The sequence below is a fragment of the Aequorivita xiaoshiensis genome (genome assembly GCF_022008395.1).
Taxonomy (GTDB): Bacteria; Bacteroidota; Bacteroidia; order Flavobacteriales; family Flavobacteriaceae; genus Aequorivita; species Aequorivita xiaoshiensis.
Genome location: NZ_JAIRBB010000034.1, coordinates 1 through 2,488, shown reverse-complemented (window position 1 = coordinate 2,488; position 2,488 = coordinate 1). Strand labels below are relative to the sequence as shown.

Below are 2,488 nucleotides of genomic sequence, written 5' to 3'. Positions count from 1 at the left end.
TTCGGTTTCTTTTGAACCAAAGGATAATATCATATCTTTTTACGTTACTAACGTCAAAGATAAGCATATTTTTGAATGTTTGCAGAATTTTTTTTCAAATGTTGCCTAACGGTCTCGTATAACCGTCAGTTACGGGATTAAATTTAATGTTTTTCGGATAAACACAGACGATAGCAATTACGCGTGGATTCGGGCGTAGTCGAATCCGCCGTAATTGCGGTTATACATTGTTGTAACACGTTATTTTTTATTATTTAGAGGAAATGTAATTCCAACCGCAAATGCTCCAGCGTATTGTTCAACTGATGGTTGAAAATAATAAGTAAATCCTAAATCAACATTATTATTTTTTCCTAATTCAAGCCCAATCGAAAACGGTATATGATAAATGACTCCGCTTTTGTCTATGTTATCAAATGCAGTAATCGTTTCAAATTTTCCGATGGAAGTTCCAATTCCAATTTCTATATAAGGTGCTACCCAAGGAATTGGTGCTCTAACTCTTGCTTTTCCCCCAAGTAGGAATGCTTTTGATTTAGCTTTTTCATTAGTTGGATTACCATTGAGGTCTTCTCCATTTGAGCTTGTCAATATAAAACCTGCATAAGGTCTAAATTCAATCCAGGATTTTACCTTAAGAACTAATTCTCCTTGTGCAAAAAATCCGTCATCAACAACTTCGTCAACACTATTATTCGGTGCGCTCAATCCATATCCAATTTGGGCATTTATTGATTTTTCTTTTATAAACTGTGCTTCAGCTAAATTTGAAGTCAGGACTATTATTAATAGTATTAAAGTTTTTTTCATAATGTGTTACAACGGTATTGTATAAGATTAGTTGCGTGGTTTAGTAACGAATTTAGCAAATACAAACCGAATAGAAAATCCTCGCGGATTTTCGTAAGTAGGCTCGTACCAAGCAATTAATTTTATACGGTGTTGTACCCAGTTTTTTTTCTTTTTATTATTTCAAATATTCCCAATGTCAACATTACAATTACTAAACCTTGCAAAAAGAATATTCCAATTCCGTACGAAGCAGATTCCATTAGTCCAGTATTCCAATATTCAGTACCGTAATCTCGATGAAAACTAGTAAGTATAATTACAAAACGCTCAAAATACATTCCGCTTTTCATTCCGAATGCAACTAATAAAACATACCAAAACTTTGATGCTAATTTTCTTATAAATAAAGTCAGAGGTAAAATTAAAGCACCTAAAAACATTATCCAATATGCCCAAGCATAAGGTCCAGTCGCTCTGTTAATAAAAGCATATTCATTTGGATTTTCAGTTGTAGCCATTCCCATTAGATAGAAAGTCCAAGTGATTATTGTATAAATAATAATTGTCCAACGAATTAAATTTAGAGCTTTTTTCGTTTCAAATCGATTTTTAAAAATTAGTTCGACAACCATTAATATAAGAACAATTGGAATCAGACAATAAATCAGGTTCGCATCAATTATTTCAATAATCCTTTTATAAAATTCCATTTTTAGTCTTTCATATGTTGCTCGTCAAATTGGGTACAACGGTCTCGTATAACCGTCAGTTACGGGTTAAATTAGCGATAATTTTCGGTTTAGCACTGGCGTTAGCAATTCCGAGTGGATTCGGACGCAGTCGAATCCGCCGTAATTGCGGTTATACATTGTTGCCAGTAGTTTTTATATTTCAACCCTATAGAAAAATGCATCAAATAATAGCTCCTTTCTATTTGCTTCTTTTAGTTTTTGATAATAGTCATTAGGTAAATTTTGAACCTTACAATCCTTTAATTCCGAAAGATTTTTTCTTGCTAAAATTAGAATAAAGTTAAAATTCTGACAGTTGTAGTCATATATTCCATTCTTTTTAATTAGTTCATAAACTGTCTCATATTTTTGGGCAGCAACTTTTTCATCTCCAGTCAGTTCATAAAATACACCTTGATAGAGGTTTTTCTCAATTTCCGAGCCCTCATTATCAATTCTATTAATTTTTTGAATTGCCTTTTCGTTTTCTTGATATAAATACAAAACTTTAAATTCAAAAATATTTATCCTGTCCGAGAATTTTTTTCCGTAATTGGTTTTTCTCAAATCCGATAGACTCTTCATTATCTCGTTGAACTCTGGAGAACCGTATCCGTCTGTCTTTAAGTCGCCATAATAGATTTTTGGAATCCTGTCATATTGAGTTAGGATTTTTTCTTGTAATTCGCTTATATATTCTTGGTTTTCAAAAGTTTCGTTTTCTTGAGTCTTTGTTAAATTCGCTTTATTCTCAGTTTTATTTTCCTTACAAGAAGTAATCATTGAAAATAGGAAAAGAAATAATATTGTTTTTTTCATTATTTGGTCAAATTACTGGCAACGTTTCGTATATGATAAGTAGGCGATCATGAAGCTCTAAATTTTTGACTTAACCTAAAGTTTGATACAAGCCAAAAATATATCAATTAGTACTTTTTCGCCTATTTTTCATATACATTGTTGTG

At 31.8% G+C, this 2,488-nt stretch carries 3 protein-coding genes; all 3 read right to left on the bottom strand.

Annotation, left to right across the window (positions count from 1 at the left end):
* Positions 1 to 240 precede the first annotated feature (240 nt).
* The 3 genes from K8344_RS13775 to K8344_RS13765 all read right to left on the bottom strand — a co-directional run bounded on the left by K8344_RS13775 (position 241) and on the right by K8344_RS13765 (position 2,342).
* Entirely contained in the window at positions 241 to 810 is a 570-nt protein-coding gene (locus K8344_RS13775) for a porin family protein (protein WP_237609259.1), read from the bottom strand.
* Between the two features lie 122 nt (positions 811 to 932).
* Positions 933 to 1,502, bottom strand: a complete 570-nt coding sequence (locus K8344_RS13770; RefSeq protein ID WP_237609258.1) for a hypothetical protein — start codon at positions 1,500 to 1,502, stop codon at positions 933 to 935.
* A gap of 174 nt (positions 1,503 to 1,676) precedes the next feature.
* Entirely contained in the window at positions 1,677 to 2,342 is a 666-nt protein-coding gene (locus K8344_RS13765) for a hypothetical protein (RefSeq protein ID WP_237609257.1), read from the bottom strand.
* Between the last annotated feature and the right edge of the window lie 146 nt (positions 2,343 to 2,488).